We start from the raw sequence: 20,415 nt of genomic DNA, 5'->3' as shown, positions 1-20,415 counted from the left end.
AAAATATTAATACTTGTGAAAAATGCAATGGCTGTCTGTATGGATGGCCATTTTTCTTTATTAATCATTGCTAATCGTTGTTTTTGATGTAAAAAAGTCAAAGATTTTGCCTTGAAATGATTAAGTTTGGATTATAAAATTAAAATGTATGAAAAACAAAATACTCCTTGTTTTACTTGCCTCAGGAGCAGTGACTTTTGCGCAAACAGTTAAAAAACCATTAGTTTCGGCAATAACTGATAAAGATCTTAAAACTGATATGTATCAAATGGCCGGTGACCACTTTAACGGTCGTGAAGCTGGAACACTTGACGAATTAAAAGTGTCGATGTGGCTTGCCAATAAAGCTAAAGAAGCCGGAATGGCACCAGCAGGAGATGACGGGACTTATTTCCAGTTTTTTGATTTATACAGACATCAAGTTACTCCAAATACTAAATTTAAAATTGGACAAAAAGAATATAAATTATGGAAGGAAGTTCTGGTTGCAGAAACGACCAACATAAAAGTTGAAGGTTCATTAGTTTATTTAGGAGCGGCAACAAAAGAAGAAATTGAGAAAGCCGATATTAAAGGAAAAGCAGTTGTGTTATTAACTTCTAAAGAAGGAATTGCAGATGATATATCACTTTTTGACAGACGTTATCCAGGCTTGGTGCGTAATAAATACTATGATCTTGTTGTGAAAAAAGGTGCAGTAGCATTGATCATGGTTGCTGATGAATTAGCAGAACAAAGCTGGTCGCAGGTTGAACCACAAATGACAAGAGGAATTTATGGAATTGAAGGTTTCCGTGATAAAATTGGAGCAACAATGCCGGTTTTTTGGGTACACGGAGATCAATTAGAATATTTAAAAACAACAAAAGACATTTTATCGACAGAAGTGGTTTCTGAAACCTATAAATATCCTTCGGTAAATGTTGTGGGAACAATTGCAGGAACAGATCCTAAATTGAAAAATGAATATGTGCTTTTCAGCGGACATCAAGATCATGACGGAGTTCGTCAAAAATATGGTCAGGATTCTATTTATAATGGTGCCGATGATAATGCAAGTACCTGTGTTGCAATGTTGGCAATTGCAAGAGCATATAAAAAACAGCCAGGAAAAAGAACCGCTTTGTTTGTATTTCACGGTTCTGAAGAACGTGGTTTGTTAGGATCAAGATGGTATGCAGCGCATCCAACAGTTCCAGAAAAAGATATTATTGCAGTTTTAAACGGAGATATGATTGGAAGAAATAATGTGAATCAAGCCGCATTGTTGGGTTCTAGTTCTCCGCATGAAAATTCATCTGATTTGGTAGCAATTGCTAAACAAGCAAATGACGAAGGTCCAAAATTTGATTTGGATAAACTTTGGGACCGACCAGAACATCCAGAGTATTTCTACTTCCGTTCTGATCATTTGCCTTATGCAAGAAAAGGAATTCCTTCGGTTTTTTACACGAGTGTCTTGCACAGCCAATATCATACGCCAATGGATGAATCTGAAAATATTGATTTCGTGAAACTGCACAAAATGACAGAATGGATTTACAGAACAGGTTGGATTTTATCTAATGATCCTAATCGTCCTAAAACATTGCCAGACGTAAAATTGGAAAGATAAATAAAAAATACCGTTTTCAACCGCGTCTTTACGAAGTAAATCAGCTTTATCAGCGTTGAATTTTAGACGCAGATCAAGCGGATTCGCTATCACGAAAACGCGGATAAAAACAGATTTTAAAAAATCACAATCAGATAAAAAACAAAGTAAAAAAATCCGTTTTTTATCCGCGTCTTTACGAAGTAAATCCGTTTCATCAGTGTTGAATTAATGCGTAGGTTATAAAATAAAAGAGGCTGTCTAAATGAATAGACAGCCTCTTTTTTATGTAAATATTTAGATTGAATTATAATCCAAATGCAGCTTTTACTTGATCAACAAAATCAAGTTTTTCCCATGTAAACAATTCAACAGTAACTGTTTTTTCGTTTCCGCCTGGAGCAGAGAACGTTTTAGTAACCGTTTCTGGTTTACGTCCCATGTGTCCGTAAGCAGCAGTTTCACTGTAAATTGGGTTTCTTAATTTCAAACGTTGCTCAATAAAGTAAGGACGCATATCAAAGATAGCTTCTACTTTTTTAGCGATTTCACCGTTAGTCAAGTTTACTTTTGAAGTTCCGTAAGTTTCGATGAAAATCCCCATAGGCTCAGCAACTCCAATTGCATAAGAAACCTGAACTAAGATTTCGTCAGCAACACCAGCAGCAACTAAGTTTTTAGCGATATGGCGCGTTGCATAGGCAGCACTTCTATCTACTTTACTTGGATCTTTTCCAGAGAATGCACCACCACCGTGAGCACCTTTTCCACCATAAGTATCAACGATGATTTTTCTTCCTGTTAAACCAGTATCTCCGTGAGGTCCTCCAATAACGAATTTTCCTGTTGGGTTAATATGGTAGTTGATTTTATCGTTGAATAAATGAGCGTGCGCTGGGTTTTTAGCGATAATTCTTGGAATCAAGATTTCGATAATATCTTTTTTGATTTTAGCAAGCATTGCAGCTTCTTCATCAAAATCGTCATGCTGTGTTGAGATAACAATCGCATCAATACGAGTTGGTTTGTTATCGTCGCTGTATTCTAAAGTTACTTGAGATTTAGCATCTGGACGTAAATACGTGATTTCTTTGTTTTCACGTCTTAAAATAGCTAACTCTTGTAATAATTTATGAGATAAATCTAATGCCAATGGCATGTAGTTTTCAGTTTCGTTTGTAGCGTAACCAAACATCATTCCTTGGTCACCTGCGCCTTGTTCTTCTGGCTTAGCTCTGTCAACACCTTGATTAATGTCTGCAGATTGCTCATGAATAGCTGATAAAATTCCACAAGAATTTGCTTCAAACATATATTCACTTTTAGTATATCCAATTTTACGGATTACCTCACGTGCAATTTGCTGTACATCAAGATAAGTATTCGATTTTACTTCACCTGCTAAAATAACCTGACCTGTTGTAACTAATGTTTCACAAGCTACTTTTGAATCAGCGTCAAATGCCAAAAAGTTGTCAATTAATGCATCCGAAATTTGATCTGCAACTTTGTCTGGATGCCCTTCACTAACAGATTCTGACGTAAATAAATAAGCCATAATAATGTATTAAATTAAAATTAAGCGAGGAATATAATTGCTAAAAAGGGCTAAAGGAGAGTTTCTGCTTTAGCATTTTTTACTGCCGAAATTAATCTCTCGGCACTCATAACGAACCATTTCATTATGAAGAGGTTGCAATCAGTTCAAATTTTTCCTCTGTATTCGGGTGCAAAGGTATAAAACCATTTTGATTTCCAAATTAAAGTTCAACTTTTTTTATTTTTTTAAAGAGAAATTTAACAGTAGTATATTAAGTTGATAGGGTAATAGAAAATATTTTGCTTTTTGTTTGGCTGATTCAAAAATTGTTTGCAACTTTGCCTCGTTAAAACAAAAGAAACAAAATGAAATTAATTATTTGCAATATGATGTCTTGTCAAATGTCGGAGTTTTCCGCAGAGATACTATTGTAGTTTTTTTTCAAAAATATATATAGAACCTCTGCATAGTGCAGAGGTTTTTTTTTGGTCAAAAACGAAAAATAAATAAAACTTGATTTTTAATTTGGTGGTTAAATAAATACTTATTACATTTACTCTATCGAATTAGTCGAATTTAAAAATAAGATTAGAATTTAATTAAAATGAAAACAATAGCAAAAAATATGATGTGTTGTAGAATGATGCAAATGTGCATCCCAACTTGCTGTTGCCAAAAGTGAAAGATAAAATCTTTGTTATAGTTTCAACTATAAGCCCTTTTGGTCGCCATCCGAAAGGGCTTTTTTTATTTAAAACTTTAAAAAATTCAAATTATGAAAACATTAAACTCAATCGCAATAGAATATTTACTAAGAAATGATTCTCAGATCAATACGAAATCAGAGGATATAACAAAAGAAGTTATACGAATAAATGAGGAACAGAACAGGAAAAATCAAAAATCCTTACTGTTTCAAATGTATGATCTTGAAGAAGAAGGAGATTTTTTATTTAATTAATTTTTTTCCGAATTAACCACCAACAATCAACTACAAACCATCAACTTAAAATATATCAATTAACAATATCTAAAAACTAAGAAATCATGAGTACACAAAAATTTGCAACAAACGCTTTGCACGCAGGACACGATGTTACTAAAAACGCAGGAACTAGAGCCGTACCAATTTATCAGACTTCATCATACATATTTAATAATGCCGATCATGCTGCCAATTTATTTGGTCTTGCCGAAGCAGGATTTATCTACACTAGATTAAACAATCCAACAAATGATGTTTTAGAACAACGATTAGCAGCGCTTGAAGGCGGTATTGGAGCCGTTGTTACAGCATCTGGAGCGTCGGCAATTTCGACAACTTTACTGACTTTGTTGAGAGCCGGAGATCATATCGTGGCATCAAACAGTTTATACGGCGGGACTTACAACTTATTGAGCGTAACATTACCACGATTAGGAATTACGACAACTTTTGTAGATCCTTCGAAACCAGAAAACTTCACAAAAGCGGCAAAAGAGAATACGAGAGCCTTTTTTGTAGAATCATTAGGTAATCCAAAATTAGATGTATTGGATTTAAAAGGAATTTCGGCGGAAGCCAAAGCATTCAAAGTGCCTTTTATAGTAGATAATACAGTTGCGACTCCTTATTTATTGAACCCAATTAAATATGGCGCCGATATTGTAATTCATTCCTTAACAAAATATATTTCCGGAAACGGAACTTCATTAGGAGGCGTCATTATTGATGCCGGAACTTTTGATTGGTCTAACGGAAAATTCCCTGAATTTACAGAACCTTCTGCAGGATATCACGGATTAGTATATCACGAAGCTCTTGGAAATGCAGCTTTTATTGCAAAAGCAAGAATTGAAGGTTTGCGCGATTTTGGCGCGGCTTTGAGTCCGTTCAATGCTTTCCAGATTATTCAGGGACTTGAAACATTGCCAATCCGAATTAAAAAACACAGCGAAAATGCTTTGGCCTTGGCTGAATGGCTTGAGAAACAAGATGAAGTGGTTTGGGTAAACTATCCAGGCTTAAAATCAAATAAATATTATGATTTAGCCAAAGAATATCTTCCTGAAGGACAAAGTGGCATTATCACTTTTGGATTAAAAGGAGGTTTTGATGCCGCGAAAAAAGTAGTTGACGAAACGAAGTTGTTCTCACTATTAGCGAATATCGGAGACACAAAATCATTGATTATTCATCCAGCAAGCACAACACATCAGCAATTGTCTGAAGAAGATCAGTTGTCAACGGGTGTTTCTAAAGATTTAATCCGACTTTCAGTTGGAATAGAAGATATTGAAGATTTAATCGCCGACTTAAAAGCGGTTTTTGAAAGCGTTACACAAGCGCAATACAGTATCAATAAAAATTAGGTTTTTTTGTTTTTTGTTTGAAAAATTGCCTTTAGCGGTGTGGTGCCGCTAAGGGTGATTTTTTATGATTAAAAAATTCAAGATAAAATTTTCACCATATATGTAGAGACGCACTGCCGTGCGTCTAACTTCAGGACGCCAATGAAAATTGGATTTAAATGAACTTATATTACTTACATGGTAAAATATTTAAAATGTTAGAAATTATGTCAAAGCTTAAAATAAATATTATTCTTTTCGGAATCGGGAATATCGGAAGCACCTTGATCAATCAGATTATTGAAAGTCAAGAATTTTTTCTGCAAAGCAAAAATGTCGATTTTCATTTTCCAATAATTACCAATTCAACTGTTGCTTTTTTTGAGAAAGAAGGCGTTGGATATTCGTGGGAAACTAATTTTAGAGAATTGGCCGTTCCTTTTAGAGTAGAAGATATTATAGCGTTTGCAAAAGAAAATGAATTCGAAAACTTGATTGCCGTCGATGCAACTGCCAGCGATGAATTGATTAGTCATTATAATACATTGATTGAAAACGGATTCAATATTGTTGCGGTAAATAAAAAAGCAAACACGCTCCCCATTGATTTATATAAACAATTGAGAGAAAATTTGAAAAAGCATGACAAAGAGTTTTTGTATGAAACATCGGTTGATACAGGATTTCCGGTTTTGCAGACTCTGAGAGATTTGTATTATTCCGGCGAAAAAATCACAAAAATCAGAGGCGTTTTTTCAGATCATCTGAGTTACGTTTTTAATCGTTTTTCGGCAGAAGAAAATTCTTTTTCATCTATTTTAAAAGATGCCAGCCTTCTCGGATTAATGCGTTCTACCTTTAAAGAAGATTTGTCAGGAAATGACACCGCCAAAAAATTATTGATTCTGACTCGCGAAATCGGGAAAGAATTTGAATTAGCTGACATAAAAATCAATCCTATAATAAGAGAAGAACATTTAGAGAAAAACGGCATACTTAATAAGGAGGCAATTGACAAATCGTATAAAATTGCAAAAATCACCCAAGCAGATGGACATGTATTGCGATATGTGGGTGAATTTGATGTTGAGAAAAATATTTTAGAAGTAAAATTGGTTTCAGAACCTGTGACATCTGCAATTGGACAATTGAAAGGATCTGATGCCATTTTTGAAATTTATACACAATCGTATGCCAATGTTCCAATCGTGATTCAAGGAGCTCCACCATGCAAGCAAGCAATTTCTCGAGGAATTATAACTGATATTTTAAAAGTAGCCGATAAAATCAAAAATAAAGAAGCAGTCTGGCTTTAAGTGGTTTTTAAATAGTAGAAAAAATAGTTCTTTGATAGATTGAAACAGAAAAGTTAGTTAATTTTTTGTAAGACAAAACTTATTTAAGCTAAATTCTTAATTTTGTAAGATGTTTTTTAACGATAAAAAGCTGTTTTTTAACGTTTTTTACGAATAATTAAGCTTTTATAACTTGGAATATTCAAAAAAAAATCGCAAATTTGTAAGACAAGTAAGATCTGTTAAAAAGAGACGCTTAATTGTTAAAATAAACAATTGCTTTTTGGAATTAATCAAATCAAAAAGCTCATTAAAGGAAATTAAATGCAGAATTTTTTTCAAATAAAAGTCAAATCACAAATGAATAAATCCCTACAGATGAACAAGATGTTTAACGTCGCACGTATTTGTGTATGCGTCTGTTGATACTAAAAGTATATATAAGTTATATAAAAACTTAAACCCTTTTGGTATTAAAAATCCGAAAGGGTTTTTTTATTCGATTTGGTTAGCATAACAAAGAATTAAAGAAAAAGTAAAGATTATAAAACGCAAACTAACATAAACTTAAATATCATGAGCACACGTAACTACTTATCAAAAACATTTTTGACATTGAAAAGCATAAGAGCTAAAAGAAACAACCCGCCTCCAAAAAATGAATTAGTTCATCCAAGATTCGGAATAACTGAGACAGATATAAAAGAGGAGAAAAAAGATCCAAATTCTTTATTGTTCTTGATGTATTCAAAAGAGAATGAAACGCTTTTTATCTAAATCAAAAAGCAGCATAAAATAGGGTAAAACCCGCTTAATTTTACTGGGCATTTTGTTCGGTAATTTTTTGCGTATAATAGTTTTTGATTATATTATATTTAAGAAATTGAGGAATCAATTTCGATAAAATTTGTTAGTTTAAGAAAATAGTAGTTAATTTGCACCGTTAAGTTCAAAAACGTATTGAAATGTTATAAAGAAAGGAGGAGGGATTAGACCCGATGAATCCTTAGCAACCCTTCGTTAATTCGAAGAAGGTGCTGCATTCTACCACGCCCAAACGTGGAAAGATAACAACAAGAATTTTTCTAGTTTCAAACTCTAGACTTTCTTTCTAATATTTCCACATACAAATCAATAATAAAAAGATTTGAAATTGGAAAATATACCAAGTCCCATCATAATTCAAGATTTCATCACAGAGAGTGGTGCGATATTTTCATCATTACCTTTAAGTTTTGCGCTTTCTGGTTTGCCTTTGCATTCGGCGCCAATCGTCTTGGTTAATCATGCTTTGACAGGAAACGCGCAAGTAACTGGCCCAAGCGGATGGTGGAATGATTTAATTGGTGACGGAAAAACAATCGACACGAATAAATTTACTGTTTTGGCATTTAATGTTCCTGGAAACGGAAACGATTCGTTTATAATCGAAAATTATCAGGATTTTACAGCCAGAGATATTGCGAGAATTTTTATCAAAGGTTTAAAATCGCTTCAAATTGAGCAAGTTTTTGCAATAATTGGAGGTTCTGTTGGCGGCGGAATTGCTTGGGAGATTTTGGCATTGGAGCCAAACATCACAGAACATTTGATTCCGATAGCAACCGACTGGAAATCGACCGACTGGATGATTGCAAATTGCTATCTGCAAGAACAAATTCTGAATCATTCGTCAAAACCAATTGAAGATGCTAGAATTCACGCCATGCTGTGTTATCGTTCGCCAGAATCATTCAAAGAAAAATTCCAGCGTACGATCAATCAAGATCTTTTGATTTTTAATATTGAAAGTTGGCTCGCGCATCACGGAAAAAAATTACAGCAGCGTTTTCAATTGGCATCATATAAATTGATGAACCAATTGCTAAAAACCATAGATATTACCAGAAATAGCGAGGATTTCGAGACTTTAATATCAAAATCAAAAGCTGCGATTCATATCGTGGCAATCAACTCAGATTTGTTTTTTACACCACAAGAAAATCTGGAAACTTATAATGAATTAAAAAAGTTTAAAGAAAATGTTTCCTACAGCGAAATAGATTCGGTTCACGGACATGACGCTTTTTTAATAGAGTACAAACAATTAGATCTTTTACTTGCCGATATTTTTAAGGCAGAAATAATAGCAAAATAAAAATGAAAGTATTAAAATTTGGAGGTAAATCATTATCAAACGGAGAAGGACTAAACAAAGTAGTTTCAATCATTACAGATAAAGTAAATCAAGGTGAGCAAATTGCCGTAGTCGTTTCTGCAAGAGGAAATGCAACAGATGAATTAGAAGATATTTTAAGAATTGCTGCTAAAAACGGAAATTACAAACCGCTTTTAGAGAGTTTTAAAGCGTATCAGACTTCAGATTACGGTCAGGTAGATTTGTCTGAAGAATTCAATATTCTGGATAAACTTTTTGAAGGCGTAAGCTTGATTGGTGATTACAGCAGCAAAATAAAAGATCAGATTTTGTCTAAAGGCGAATTGCTTTCGGCTAAATTATTAACTGCTATTTTGATTGAAAAAGGCATTCCGGCAAACTTTGTTGATACCAGAGAATTGCTGAAAACCGATTCGAAATTTGGTGATGCTCAGCCTTTGGAACAGCTTTCGAAGAAAAACGTTGTCAATTATTTCAAGCTTCACAACGGCGATACAGTAAATATTGTTACAGGTTTCATTGGATCAAACAACAACAACGACACCACAACTTTAGGAAGAAACGGAAGTAATTATACAGCTTCATTAATTGCAAATTATCTAAACGCCGAAGAACTTCAAAACTTCACACACGTTGACGGAATTTACACTGCAAATCCAGATTTAGTTGCCGACGCTAAAAAAATCGAATATTTGTCGTTTAATGAAGCAAATGAGCTGGCTAATTTTGGAGCTACAATTCTTCACGCAAAAACTATAATTCCGTTGTTGGAAAAAAATATTCCACTTCGCATTTTAAATACTTTTAACCACGAAAACCGCGGTACTTTAATCACTTCAGATTCTGCGAAAGAAGGAATCAAAACACTTTCAGTTTTAGAAAACGTGTCTTTAGTAAATCTTGAAGGACGTGGATTGCTTGGAAAAGCTGGTGTTGATGCTCGTATCTTTAAAGTTATGGGTGATCACAACATCAGTGTGAGTATCATTTCGCAAGGTTCTTCAGAAAGAGGAATCGGGTTGGTTGTGGCAAAAGATAAAGCAACGCTTGCAATGGTTGAGTTAGAAAAAGAGTTCGAAAATGACTTTTATTCGAAAGATGTAAACCAAATTACAGTAACAGATAATGTGTCGGTAATTTCGATTATCGGACAGGATTTGAGTACTTTCCACAAACCTTACACGGCTTTAATCAAAAATAAAATAGTTCCAATTTTATTCAACAACACGGTTACGGGCAAAAACGTGAGTTTGGTTGTTAAGAAAGAAGAGCTGAACAAAGCCTTAAACGTAATTCACGGAGAGATTTTTGGAGTTTCTAAAAAAATCAACATTGCGATTTTTGGCCACGGATTAGTGGGTGGAACTTTGATTAATCAGATTTTAGAATCAGCATCTTCAATTGAAAAACGTAAAGATGTTAAGCTGAATGTCTTTGCAATTGCAAATTCTAAAAAGCTTTTACTAAATAGAAATGGCGTAACTTCAAGCTGGAAAAACGATATCCAGACAAAAGGCGCAGAATACACAATAAATGATATTATCGCTTACGCAAATGAACATCATTTAGAGAATTTAATTGCGATTGATAATACGGCAAGTGCATCATTTGTAGAAAATTATATTCCGCTTGTAGAAAGCAGTTTCGATTTGATTTCTTCAAATAAAGTGGCGAATACTTTAAGTTATGGTTTTTATAAAGAGTTGAGAAAAGCTCTGGCAGAAAACCAAAAGAATTATTTGTACGAAACCAATGTTGGTGCAGGTTTGCCATTAATTGATACAATTAAATTATTGCATCTTTCTGGTGAAAACATCACTAAAATCAAAGGAGTTTTCTCTGGAACACTGAGTTATTTATTTAATAATTTCTCTGCAAAAGACGCTCCGTTCAGTGAAATTCTGCAAGAAGCAATTGATAACGGATATACAGAACCAGACCCGCGTGAGGATTTATGCGGAAATGATGTGGGAAGAAAATTATTGATTTTGGCAAGAGAATTAGATTTACAGAATGAGTTTGAAGAAATTTCAATTCAGAATCTAATTCCGGAGCATTTACGCGATGGAAATGTTGCTGATTTCTTGACGAAATTAAAAGAATTCGACCCAATTTATGAGAAAATAAAAGCAGATCAAAAACCAAATCACGTTTTAAGATATATTGGTGAATTGTCTGGCGATTTGCAGAATGATAAAGGAAATCTAGAAGTAAAATTAGTTTCAGTACCAAAAGACACTGCATTAGGCGGTTTAAAAGGTTCTGATTCTTTCTTCGAAATTTATACAGAATCTTACGGAGATCGCCCAATTGTTATTCAAGGAGCCGGTGCAGGTTCTGCAGTAACAGCGAGAGGCGTTTTCGGAGATATTTTGAGATTATCTGATAAAGGGTGATTTGATTTTAGATTTTAGATTGAGCTTGGTTTGTCATTGCGAGGAACGAAGCAATCACATTTGCAAAATCAAGCTTTGTGTAATTGTTAGTGAGGTTGCTTCGTTCCTCGCAATGACAAATTGAAACGAATAAAAAACAAAAAAATAACAACACAATGAAAGTAACTTTAAACAGAGTAAATGACGCATTTCATTTCAAAGTAAAAAATGAGCGCGGACACGTAGTTGACGTTGACAGCAGAGCCGAATTTGGCGGAAGTGATTTGGGCGCAAGCCCAATGGAGCTTGTATTAATGGGCGTTGCAGGATGCAGTGCGATTGATATGATTTCGATTTTAAAGAAACAGCGTCAAGAAATAACTTCTTTCAACGCTGAGGTTGAAGGAACTCGAGTTCAGATTGAAGAAGCAAAACCTTTTAAAGAAATCGATGTGGTTTTCTATTTAGAAGGAGAAATCAATCCTGAAAAAGCAAAAAAAGCGGCGCAACTTTCTTTTGAGAAATACTGTTCAGTTGCTAAAACAGTTGAGCCAACAGCAACAATCAAATACAGAGTTGTTTTGAACAACGAAGCGTTATAAAATTAGAAAATTAGTCAGTTTGAGAATTAGATAATTCTTTGGCTTTATTACATAATAAAAATTTGCATTAGTTCTTTGCGAAACTCTGTGTTTTGCTTTGTGAATCTTTGTGAAATTAAAAAAAATGAATTTGTGCTAATCAGTGCAATTCGTGTTAAAATAAAAAAAAATGAGCGAACAAGAATTTGGTTTTGAAACACAAGCCATTAGAACACAGTTAGAAAGATCTCAATATTTAGAACATTCGGTGCCTTTGTACCTATCGTCAAGCTTTGTTTTTGAAGATGCCGAAGACATGAGAGCTTCATTTACAGAAGAAAAAGAAAGAAATATTTACAGCCGTTTCAGCAATCCAAACACAACTGAATTTGTAGAGAAAGTATGCAAAATGGAAGGTGCTGATTCTGGTTATGCTTTTGCAACCGGAATGGCTGCGGTTTATTCCACTTTTGCGGCTTTGTTAAATGCTGGCGATCATATCGTATCAGCAAGCAGCGTTTTTGGTTCAACGCACGCTTTGTTTATGACTTATTTTCCGAAATGGAATATCGAAACTTCGTATTTCGAAATCAATAAGCCAGAAACGATCGAAAGTTTTATTAAGCCAAACACTAAAATATTATACGCCGAATCGCCAACAAATCCGGGTGTTGATGTAATCGATTTGCAATTGTTGGGAGATATTGCTAAAAAACACAATCTGATTTTAATTATCGACAACTGTTTTGCAACGCCATATTTACAACAGCCAATTAAATTTGGAGCGCATTTAGTAATACATTCTGCGACAAAATTAATTGATGGTCAAGGACGTGTTCTTGGCGGAATCACTGTTGGAAATGAAGATTTGATCAGACAGATTTATTTATTTTCAAGAAATACGGGTCCGGCATTATCGCCATTTAATGCTTGGGTTTTATCAAAAAGCTTAGAAACATTGTCGGTTCGTGTTGACAGACATTGTGAAAATGCTTTAAAAGTGGCTGAGTTTTTAGAAAGCCATCCAAATGTAAACAGCGTAAAATATCCTTTTTTGAAATCGCATCCACAATATGAAATTGCTAAAAAGCAGATGAAAGCGGGTGGAAACATTATTGCTTTCGAAATTAAAGGCGGAATCGAAGCAGGAAGAAAATTCTTGAATGCAATTAAACTTTGTTCGTTATCAGCAAATATTGGTGATACAAGATCAATTGTTACGCATCCGGCTTCAACTACACATAGCAAATTATCTGAAGAAGATCAATTAGCGGTTGGAATCACGCAAGGTTTAGTTCGTGTTTCTGTAGGTTTAGAAACCGTAGAAGACGTAATTGCTGACTTAAAGCAAGCGCTGGATTAGATTATTTTAGATTTCAGATTTTCTAAATTATATAATGACGATTTTTGACTGTAATTTTATTACTGTTAAAAATCGTCATTTCTTTTGAAGATTGTTTCAGTAAAAGATATATTTTTGTTACTCTTGAAACCAAAAAATAATAATCTGTAAACCAAAAATTGACTTGACTGATTCTTCATATATTCTGAACAAGAAATTACTAACTTCTGATCGTGACCGTTTTTTTAACTGCATTATTGATTCCTTTTTTATTTTCATTTCAATATTTGTTGTTGCATTTCTTGTTATAATTATTGAAAAAATCTCGAACTGGGACATCTATGATCCTTGGGTTGATATTATGGAAAAGCTTGGAATGTTTGGGGCTTATGTGTCTTTTGCAATTTTTTATTATTTAATTTTTGAATGGCTTTTTGGTAGAACCATCGGAAAAATCATTACAGGTTGTGTAGTAGTAAATGAAAATGGTCTAAAGCCAAATTTTAAGGTTATTTGTATAAGAACTTTATGTCGACTTATTCCTTTAGATGCACTTTCCTTTCTTGGAAAATCAGAAAGAATATGGCACGATTCTCTTTCTAAGACTTATGTTGTAGAAAAGAAAGACTTGCTGAAAGACATGGAAATTTTTTATGGTTTGAACTTAATTGGAGTAAAAGAAGAAAATTGATATGAGGTCAAGATTAAACGTCAATTATATTTAGAAAAAAATAATACTAATTTAATTTGCATTAACATTTTGATGGCATCTGTAAAACAACTTTTTTAATTCTAAATGTATTACTGTTAAAAATCGTCATTCTTTTTTGGTTAAATTTCAGTAAAAAATATATTTTTGTTAGAAACTAAAAACCTAATAATTATAAAATTACCAATAAGTTTATGAGTAATTCTGCTTACATTCTTGATGACAGACTGCTGGCTTCTGTTGGAATCCGTTTTTTAAATTACATATTAGATGCCATATTTGTGATTCTTATTTTTGCAGGACTGTGCGCTTTTACCGGAATTCTTATCGGATTATTTGGCTGGACCGAATTAAGTATTTGGATGGATGCGTTAGGAAATACGGGATGGAATTTAATAATAATGTTGCTTTACTTTTTTTATTATTTAATTACGGAAGGATTATTTGGACGATCTTTAGGCAAATTCATTACAGGAACTATTGTAGTGAATGAATATGGCGAAAAAACAGATTTTGCAACAATACTAAGAAGAACCTTATGCCGTTTCATTCCTTTTGAAATATTTTCATGTCTAGGAACAAGAGGATGGCATGATTCGATGACAGATACTTATGTCGTGAACAAAAAAGCGTTAGTTGAAGAAATAAAATCATTTCATGAATTCAATTTAATTGGAAGTAGCGAAGTAATCTGATAGAATAAGTAGAATTTAATTTCTAATCTGTTAATATTCTCATTTAAAAAGCCTATTTTTGTTGCAGAAAATAAATGTATCGTTTTCGGAACATTAAATTCGGAACAAATATTTTGCAATTTAAATTTTAAAGATGCTTTCAAAAAAAACAAAATACGGAATTAAGGCTTTAACTTATTTGGCGAGACGAGAAAATAACGAGCCTGTCCAAATTGCTGAAATTGCAAAAAACGAACATATTTCGATTAAGTTTTTAGAAAGTATTTTATTGTTGCTAAGAAACTCTGGTTTTCTTGGAGCCAAAAAAGGAAAAGGCGGCGGATATTATTTGATAAAAGATCCAAAAGATATCAGTATGGCAAAAGTCTACCGAATTCTTGAAGGTCCAATTGCGTTGCTGCCTTGTGCAAGCCATAATTTTTATGAAAAATGCGATGATTGTGACGATGAATCAACCTGCGCTGCAAGACGTTTAATGACTGAAGTTCGTGATAATACACTTAAAATATTAGAAAGCAATTCTCTGGCCGATATTGCTTTTTAAGAAATAAAAAAGACCATTTCAAAATAGAAATGGTCTTTTTTTATAATGATGATTTTGTTAGAAAATCAATTTATATCCGGTAAAGAATAACATTACTGCGATTGCATTTCTAAGAAATTGATCAGGAACTTTTCCGCTCAGCATGCTTCCCATATATATTCCAGGAAGTGATCCCATTAACAGTTGACCCAATAAACCTAAGTCTAGATTCCCCATTGACGCATGACCGATTCCGGCAACAAGTGTCAATGGAACAGCATGTGCAATTTCAGTTCCAACCAAGCGCGGTAAAGGCAGCAGCGGATAAAGAAAAAATAAAGTTACGGTTCCCAGTGCGCCAGCGCCAATGGATGTTACAGTCACAGTCGCACCCAGTAAAATTCCAATTGCAACAGTCAGCATGTTTTGAGTGTGGCTTTCGCTATGGAATTTATCTCCAGCATGTTTTTGAGAAAATTTCAAAATTTTGTTTTTGAATATAATCGCAACTGATGTAAACAGTAAAGCCCAGCCTAAACTTACCTTTATAACGTGATTAATGGTGTCGATATCAGTTTTAATGCTGTTGAGAATCCATAAAGTCACTAAAGCTGCCGGAACACTGCCTAATGTAAGCCAGCCTGTAATTTTCCAGTTTATATTTCCTTTTTTATGATGAACAAATACACCACCAGCTTTTGTAAAAGCGGCATATAATAAATCTGTTCCTACTGCAGTTGTTGGCGGAATATTAAAAAACAATAAAATTGGAGTCATTAATGAACCACCTCCAACACCTGTCAAGCCTACAATAAACCCAACCACTAAACCTGCAATTACAAGACCAATCTGAAAATCCATAATATTAATTTGGCGCTAAAATACGATATTTTTACAATTATCCTATAGATATGGTAGAGATTAAAAAAGGTATTTAAAAACCAAATTTTAAATGCACAGAAATTGTTGGAATAAAGTTAAAGGAGCAGTTATTTGTTAAATTACTTTAATTAAAATGTAATCAACTCGATACAACTGGATTAATATATAGTTAAGGCCCTAAAAAAATTAAAATATTGTTTTGTTTATTGCAAATAAATAGTACTTTTGCATTGTAATCTACCAACCCGATAGGGTAATGGATTTTAATAGAAAACAAAATCATTATTAATATGGAGAAAGAACTGAAGATAAGTAGTGCTGATTCACGCAAAGAAAAGCTTTGGATTGGAATTCCAGTTGTTTTGCTGGTAGGTTTATTATCTGTATTAATTTATAATCATCATGCTGAATTCACTTGGAATGGTTTTGTAGATGGATTTAATGAAGAATTTTTAGTGTTTTTTGCCATAGGAGTTTTTGCTCAATTGGTTGATGGAACATTAGGAATGGGTTATGGAGCAACGTCGACTTCATTTTTATTGGCTTATGGAGTTCCGCCGGTTGTGAGCAGTACGGCAGTTCACGTTTCAGAAATGTTTACAACGGGAGCGTCGGCGCTTTCACATCATCGTTTTGGAAATATTAATAAAAAACTAGTAAAGCATTTATTGATTCCGGGAGTTTTAGGGTCGATTACAGGAGCTTATTTATTGTCAGATGTTATAAATGGTGACGTTATCAAGCCTTTCATTGCGGTTTATATGATTGTTTTGGCAATTATTATCATTAGAAAAGCATTGAAAAAAACAATTGTAAAGAAGAAAACAAAAAGATTAGGTGCTTTAGCTGCTTTTGGAGGTTTTATGGATTCTGTTGGTGGCGGAGGCTGGGGGCCAATTGTAACATCAACTTTATTAGGAAGAGGAAGAAATCCAAGATACACTATTGGTTCTGTAAATGCTGCTGAGTTTGCAATTTCATTTGCGAGCGGTATCACATTTATGCTTTTTGGTGGAATCCACGGATGGCAAGTAATCATCGGATTGATTTTAGGTGGCGTAATTGCAGCGCCTTTAGCAGCATTTTTGGTAAATAAAATCAAAAGAAAACCAATGATGGTTGCAGTGGGAATTCTAATTATATTATTGAGTTTAAAAACATTATCTAAATTATTGTAAAAGATAATTTTAGAAAGGAGAGATTTATGAGTGCGAGTATTGTACAAGAATTATTAGAAAAAACTAAAGATTTTTCACTTGACGAAACCTTAGTTTATTTGGCGAAAGAATTTCCGGGAAAAGTAATTTTCTCAACTTCTTTTGGTCAGGAAGATCAGGTAATTACAGACTTTATTGCAAAAAGCAATACTGATATTACCGTTTTTACTTTAGACACCGGAAGATTATTTCAGGAAACTTACGATGTTTTTCACAAGACATTAAAAAAATACAAAAGACCAATCGAAGTCTTTTTTCCGGAAGCGACAGCTGTAGAAAATCTTCTAAAAGAAAAAGGACCAAACAGCTTTTACGATTCAGTTGAAAACAGAAAAGAATGTTGTTTTATCCGAAAAGTGGTTCCGTTACGAAAAGCTTTGGCAGGAAATTCAGTTTGGATCACAGGTTTAAGAGCGGAACAATCAGAAAACAGACAAGATTTAAGTTTGTTTGAATACGACGGAAACTTCGAAATCATAAAATTCAATCCGTTGCTAAAATGGACTTTAGAAGAAGTTGAAACGTACTTGTCAGAGAATAATGTTCCGCAAAATGCTTTACACAAACAAGGTTTCGTAAGTATTGGATGCGCGCCTTGTACGAGAGCAATTTTTCCAGGTGAAGATATCAGAGCCGGAAGATGGTGGTGGGAATCAAGCCATAAAGAGTGCGGGCTTCATAGTGCTCAGAAAGAGTAGACTTTTTAGAGGCAAGAAGCAAGAGACAAGATTATATAGATTATAGAATAAAGAGTGGAGATTTTAGATCAGGCGAAAAACTTGAAACTTTAAACCTGAAACAAAATTTCCCACAACAAAATATCAAACAAAAAAACAATGAGTTCAGTATTAAAAACAAACGCTTTAGAGAGTGAAGCGATATACATTTTCAGAGAAGTAATTTCACAGTTTGACAAACCGGTTTTGCTTTTCTCAGGAGGAAAAGATTCTATTACATTAGTGCGTTTGGCGCAAAAAGCATTTTTCCCTGCTAAGATTCCGTTTCCTCTTTTGCACGTTGATACGGGACACAATTTCCCTGAGACGATTGCTTTCAGAGATAAATTGGTAGAAGAATTAGGTTTAGAATTGATCGTTCGTAATGTTCAGGATGCTATTGATGAAGGAAAAGTAGTTGAAGAAACTGGTAAATACTCAAGTAGAAACAGTTTACAAACAACAACACTTTTAGATGCAATTGAAGAATTTAAGTTTGATGCTTGTATTGGAGGCGCGCGTCGTGATGAAGAAAAAGCAAGAGCAAAAGAACGTATTTTCTCTGTTCGTGATGATTTCGGACAATGGGACGAAAAAAATCAGAGACCTGAGTTGTTTGATATCTTAAATGGAAAAATAGAAAATGGGCAAAACGTTCGTGTTTTCCCAATTTCAAACTGGACAGAATTAGATGTTTGGAGTTATATCGAAAAAGAACAAATCGAGATTCCGTCAATCTATTTCTCACATAAAAGAAAAGTTTTTTTGAGAGACGGTTTAATCTGGTCGCATTCTCCTTTTGTGTACCAAGAAGAAGACGAACAAATCGAAGAAAGAATTGTTCGCTTCAGAACCGTTGGAGACATGAGTTGTACAGCGGCAGTTGAATCTTACGCTGCAACAATCGAAGAAGTTGTAGGCGAAATTAGATCATCAACCATTTCTGAAAGAGGAGCCAGAATCGATGATAAACGTTCTGAAGCTGCAATGGAAAAGAGAAAACAACAAGGGTATTTTTAAGTTGTTGGTTGATAGTTTTTAGTTGATAGCTGAAAACTTCAATAATTACGACAATAACAAAAAAAAAAGCAGATTAAATATTTTGATGGTTTTAGTTGATGTTTTTAGAAAAACCAACAACCATAAACCAACAACCAACAACATAAAAAGAATGGACGTTTTAAAAATAGCAACAGCAGGAAGTGTAGATGACGGAAAAAGTACTTTGATCGGGAGATTATTGTATGATACAAAATCATTGACGACTGATAAAATAGAAGCAATCGAAAAAAGCAGTAAACAAAAAGGATATGATTATCTTGATTTTTCTTTGGCAACTGACGGATTAGTAGCAGAAAGAGAACAAGGAATCACGATTGACGTTGCGCATATTTATTTTTCGACTGCAAAGAAAAGTTACATTATTGCCGATACTCCGGGTCACGTAGAATATACAAGAAACATGGTTACAGGAGCTTCGACTTCTCAGGTTTCTATTATTTTGATTGATGCCAGAAAAGGAGTTATCGAGCAAACTTACCGTCACTTTTTCATTAATAATTTATTGAGAGTAAAAGAAGTAATCGTTGCCATCAACAAAATGGATTTAGTTGATTATTCAGAAGAAGTTTTCAATAAAATCAAAGCCGATTTTGAGGCATTAAATGCAAAAAGTACTTTCAAAGAGCAAAACGTAAGCTACATTCCGTTAAGCGCAATCAACGGTGGAAACGTTGTTGACAAATCAGAAAACATGCCTTGGTATGATGGACAAACGGTTTTAGAACATTTAGAAGGATTACATTCTCATGATGTTTACGAAGCAGGAAAAGCACGTTTTCCAGTTCAAACCGTAATTCGTCCAAAAACTGAAGAATACCACGATTTTAGAGGTTATGCCGGAAAATTATACGGAAACTCAATCAAAGTTGGAGATGCTGTAACCGTTCTTCCTTCTTTAACTGAATCAAAAGTATCTAAAATTCACTTTTTCGATAAATCATTTGATGAAGCCGTTGCAGGTTCTTCAATTACAATCGAATTAGAAAATGATATCAATGTAACGAGAGGTGATATGATTGTAAAATCAATCGAACTTCCAAAAATTGAAAAAGATATTATCACAACAGTTTGCTGGATGGACAGTAAAAAACTGGTTCCAGGAACTAAATATTTGGTACAACACAATACAAACAGAGTTTTGGCAAAAGTTGAAAGTATTAAAAATACAATCTCAACTGACTATTCAGGAACCAAAGAAGCTTCGCAATTAGCAATCAACGAAATTGGAGAAGTAAACATCAAATTAAGCAAACCGTTATATTTTGACGCTTACAACGAAAATAAATCAAACGGAGCTTTTATCTTAATTGATACAGCAACAAACACAACAGCAGGAGTAGGATTCATTCGCTAGTTGATAGTTGATGGTTTTTGGTTGATAGTTATCTGCCAGCA

At 33.8% G+C, this 20,415-nt stretch carries 18 protein-coding genes and 1 riboswitch; of the genes, 16 read left to right on the top strand and 2 right to left on the bottom strand.

The annotated features are described in order from the left end of the window. Positions 1-148 precede the first annotated feature (148 nt). Positions 149-1,615 (top strand): M28 family metallopeptidase, encoded by a 1,467-nt coding sequence (locus FND99_RS08650; protein WP_144337570.1) that lies wholly within the window; start codon positions 149-151, stop codon positions 1,613-1,615. Positions 1,616-1,901: 286 nt separating this feature from the next. On the opposite strand, the gene metK is transcribed toward FND99_RS08650, so the two are convergent. Then, positions 1,902-3,152, bottom strand: coding sequence for a methionine adenosyltransferase (metK, locus tag FND99_RS08645; protein ID WP_144337569.1), 1,251 nt, complete (start codon positions 3,150-3,152; stop codon positions 1,902-1,904). Positions 3,153-3,909: 757 nt separating this feature from the next. Here metK and FND99_RS08640 point away from each other — a divergent pair. From FND99_RS08640 to FND99_RS08590, 11 genes are all read left to right on the top strand, one after another. Continuing rightward, positions 3,910-4,095, top strand: coding sequence for a hypothetical protein (locus FND99_RS08640; protein ID WP_144337568.1), 186 nt, complete (start codon positions 3,910-3,912; stop codon positions 4,093-4,095). Between the two features lie 86 nt (positions 4,096-4,181). Beyond that, the gene (locus FND99_RS08635) at positions 4,182-5,486 is read left to right on the top strand and encodes an O-acetylhomoserine aminocarboxypropyltransferase/cysteine synthase family protein (protein ID WP_144337567.1); all 1,305 of its coding nucleotides are present in this window, start codon (positions 4,182-4,184) and stop codon (positions 5,484-5,486) included. A 206-nt stretch (positions 5,487-5,692) separates the two neighbouring features. After that, the gene (locus FND99_RS08630; RefSeq protein WP_144337566.1) at positions 5,693-6,781 is read left to right on the top strand and encodes a homoserine dehydrogenase family protein; all 1,089 of its coding nucleotides are present in this window, start codon (positions 5,693-5,695) and stop codon (positions 6,779-6,781) included. A gap of 555 nt (positions 6,782-7,336) precedes the next feature. Then, on the top strand, positions 7,337-7,537 hold the full coding sequence (locus FND99_RS08625) for a hypothetical protein (RefSeq protein ID WP_144337565.1): 201 nt from the start codon (positions 7,337-7,339) through the stop codon (positions 7,535-7,537). A gap of 188 nt (positions 7,538-7,725) precedes the next feature. Further along, positions 7,726-7,834, top strand: a riboswitch (SAM riboswitch). A 79-nt stretch (positions 7,835-7,913) separates the two neighbouring features. Further along, the gene (locus FND99_RS08620) at positions 7,914-8,897 is read left to right on the top strand and encodes an alpha/beta fold hydrolase (RefSeq protein WP_246074196.1); all 984 of its coding nucleotides are present in this window, start codon (positions 7,914-7,916) and stop codon (positions 8,895-8,897) included. Positions 8,898-8,899: 2 nt separating this feature from the next. Further along, the gene (gene thrA / locus FND99_RS08615; RefSeq protein WP_144337563.1) at positions 8,900-11,314 is read left to right on the top strand and encodes a bifunctional aspartate kinase/homoserine dehydrogenase I; all 2,415 of its coding nucleotides are present in this window, start codon (positions 8,900-8,902) and stop codon (positions 11,312-11,314) included. Positions 11,315-11,469: 155 nt separating this feature from the next. Further along, positions 11,470-11,895 (top strand): OsmC family protein, encoded by a 426-nt coding sequence (locus tag FND99_RS08610; protein WP_144337562.1) that lies wholly within the window; start codon positions 11,470-11,472, stop codon positions 11,893-11,895. Between the two features lie 169 nt (positions 11,896-12,064). Beyond that, on the top strand, positions 12,065-13,237 hold the full coding sequence (locus FND99_RS08605; RefSeq protein WP_144337561.1) for a trans-sulfuration enzyme family protein: 1,173 nt from the start codon (positions 12,065-12,067) through the stop codon (positions 13,235-13,237). A gap of 163 nt (positions 13,238-13,400) precedes the next feature. Then, positions 13,401-13,907 (top strand): RDD family protein, encoded by a 507-nt coding sequence (locus FND99_RS08600; RefSeq protein WP_162615545.1) that lies wholly within the window; start codon positions 13,401-13,403, stop codon positions 13,905-13,907. A 212-nt stretch (positions 13,908-14,119) separates the two neighbouring features. Then, positions 14,120-14,620: an RDD family protein gene (locus FND99_RS08595; protein ID WP_144337559.1), complete on the top strand. Its 501-nt coding sequence runs from the start codon at positions 14,120-14,122 to the stop codon at positions 14,618-14,620. Between the two features lie 133 nt (positions 14,621-14,753). After that, positions 14,754-15,164, top strand: a complete 411-nt coding sequence (locus FND99_RS08590) for an RrF2 family transcriptional regulator (RefSeq protein ID WP_073412918.1) — start codon at positions 14,754-14,756, stop codon at positions 15,162-15,164. Between the two features lie 57 nt (positions 15,165-15,221). Here FND99_RS08590 and FND99_RS08585 read toward each other — a convergent pair whose 3' ends face one another. Beyond that, positions 15,222-16,004 carry a sulfite exporter TauE/SafE family protein gene (locus tag FND99_RS08585; RefSeq protein WP_144337558.1) on the bottom strand — a complete coding sequence of 261 codons (783 nt, stop codon included), beginning with the start codon at positions 16,002-16,004 and terminating at the stop codon, positions 15,222-15,224. A gap of 311 nt (positions 16,005-16,315) precedes the next feature. Here FND99_RS08585 and FND99_RS08580 point away from each other — a divergent pair, with 311 nt between their 5' ends. The 4 genes from FND99_RS08580 (at position 16,316) to FND99_RS08565 (ending at position 20,374) form a co-directional block, all read left to right on the top strand. After that, positions 16,316-17,203 (top strand): sulfite exporter TauE/SafE family protein, encoded by an 888-nt coding sequence (locus FND99_RS08580; protein WP_144337557.1) that lies wholly within the window; start codon positions 16,316-16,318, stop codon positions 17,201-17,203. Between the two features lie 26 nt (positions 17,204-17,229). Continuing rightward, entirely contained in the window at positions 17,230-17,940 is a 711-nt protein-coding gene (locus tag FND99_RS08575) for a phosphoadenylyl-sulfate reductase (RefSeq protein ID WP_144337556.1), read from the top strand. A gap of 138 nt (positions 17,941-18,078) precedes the next feature. Beyond that, positions 18,079-18,978 carry a sulfate adenylyltransferase subunit CysD gene (cysD, locus tag FND99_RS08570; protein WP_057117574.1) on the top strand — a complete coding sequence of 300 codons (900 nt, stop codon included), beginning with the start codon at positions 18,079-18,081 and terminating at the stop codon, positions 18,976-18,978. A gap of 151 nt (positions 18,979-19,129) precedes the next feature. After that, on the top strand, positions 19,130-20,374 hold the full coding sequence (locus tag FND99_RS08565) for a sulfate adenylyltransferase subunit 1 (protein WP_144337555.1): 1,245 nt from the start codon (positions 19,130-19,132) through the stop codon (positions 20,372-20,374). The last annotated feature ends 41 nt before the right edge of the window (positions 20,375-20,415 follow it).

This window comes from Flavobacterium daemonense (genome assembly GCF_007341385.1).
GTDB classification, from domain to species: domain Bacteria; phylum Bacteroidota; class Bacteroidia; order Flavobacteriales; family Flavobacteriaceae; genus Flavobacterium; species Flavobacterium daemonense.
The sequence above is the reverse complement of the archived record's forward strand: the minus strand, read 5'-3'. Positions and strand labels throughout refer to the sequence as shown.

Bases quoted from the DNA above. Each gene is read 5' to 3' on its own strand.
- FND99_RS08650 (WP_144337570.1), top strand. From the start codon at position 149: ATGAAAAACAAAATACTCCTTGTTTTACTTGCCTCAGGAGCAGTGACT.
- metK (WP_144337569.1), bottom strand. From the start codon at position 3,152: ATGGCTTATTTATTTACGTCAGAATCTGTTAGTGAAGGGCATCCAGAC.
- FND99_RS08640 (WP_144337568.1), top strand. From the start codon at position 3,910: ATGAAAACATTAAACTCAATCGCAATAGAATATTTACTAAGAAATGAT.
- FND99_RS08635 (WP_144337567.1), top strand. From the start codon at position 4,182: ATGAGTACACAAAAATTTGCAACAAACGCTTTGCACGCAGGACACGAT.
- FND99_RS08630 (WP_144337566.1), top strand. From the start codon at position 5,693: ATGTCAAAGCTTAAAATAAATATTATTCTTTTCGGAATCGGGAATATC.
- FND99_RS08625 (WP_144337565.1), top strand. From the start codon at position 7,337: ATGAGCACACGTAACTACTTATCAAAAACATTTTTGACATTGAAAAGC.
- thrA (WP_144337563.1), top strand. From the start codon at position 8,900: ATGAAAGTATTAAAATTTGGAGGTAAATCATTATCAAACGGAGAAGGA.
- FND99_RS08610 (WP_144337562.1), top strand. From the start codon at position 11,470: ATGAAAGTAACTTTAAACAGAGTAAATGACGCATTTCATTTCAAAGTA.
- FND99_RS08605 (WP_144337561.1), top strand. From the start codon at position 12,065: ATGAGCGAACAAGAATTTGGTTTTGAAACACAAGCCATTAGAACACAG.
- FND99_RS08595 (WP_144337559.1), top strand. From the start codon at position 14,120: ATGAGTAATTCTGCTTACATTCTTGATGACAGACTGCTGGCTTCTGTT.
- FND99_RS08590 (WP_073412918.1), top strand. From the start codon at position 14,754: ATGCTTTCAAAAAAAACAAAATACGGAATTAAGGCTTTAACTTATTTG.
- FND99_RS08585 (WP_144337558.1), bottom strand. From the start codon at position 16,004: ATGGATTTTCAGATTGGTCTTGTAATTGCAGGTTTAGTGGTTGGGTTT.
- FND99_RS08580 (WP_144337557.1), top strand. From the start codon at position 16,316: ATGGAGAAAGAACTGAAGATAAGTAGTGCTGATTCACGCAAAGAAAAG.
- FND99_RS08575 (WP_144337556.1), top strand. From the start codon at position 17,230: ATGAGTGCGAGTATTGTACAAGAATTATTAGAAAAAACTAAAGATTTT.
- cysD (WP_057117574.1), top strand. From the start codon at position 18,079: ATGAGTTCAGTATTAAAAACAAACGCTTTAGAGAGTGAAGCGATATAC.
- FND99_RS08565 (WP_144337555.1), top strand. From the start codon at position 19,130: ATGGACGTTTTAAAAATAGCAACAGCAGGAAGTGTAGATGACGGAAAA.